The following is a 570-nucleotide window of genomic DNA, read 5'->3' on the forward strand; positions in this document are numbered from 1 at the left end:
ATGCCGAGCTGGTCGCGGCAATACAGGCACTGGCTGGCGAAGGCCTCGTTGAGCTCCCACAGATCGATGTCGTCGATCTTGAGGCCGGTGCGCTTGAGCAGCTTCGGAATCGCGAACACCGGGCCGATGCCCATCTCGTCGGGCTCGCAACCCGCGGTCGCCCAAGCGACGAAACGGCCGAGCGGCTTGAGGCCGCGCTTCTCGGCGTCCTTGGCTTCCATCAGCACCACCGCGGCCGCGCCGTCGGAGAGCTGGCTGGCATTGCCGGCGGTGACGAACTTGCCGGGGCCTTTCACCGGCTCGAGCTTGGCGAGGCCCTCCAGCGTGGTCTCCGGCCGGTTGCACTCGTCCCGATCGACGACGTAGTCGACGATGCTCTCGGCCTTGGTCTGCTTGTCGACCACCTTCATCCTGGTCTTCATCGGGACGATCTCGTCCTTGAACTTGCCGGCCTGCTGCGCCGATGCCATGCGGCGCTGCGATTCCAGCGAGAACTCGTCCTGATATTCGCGGCTGAGCTTGTAGCGCTCGGCGACGATGTCGGCGGTGTCGATCATCGCCATGAAGATA

1 protein-coding gene is annotated in these 570 nt (G+C 64.9%); it reads right to left on the minus strand.

All coding sequences use genetic code 11. The features are described 5' to 3' along the window. The coding region (locus AC0L2O_RS36330; RefSeq protein ID WP_473373141.1) for a thiolase family protein at nucleotides 1-570 on the minus strand (570 nt) is incomplete at both ends.

This window comes from Bradyrhizobium sp. Kon10, from assembly GCF_055807395.1.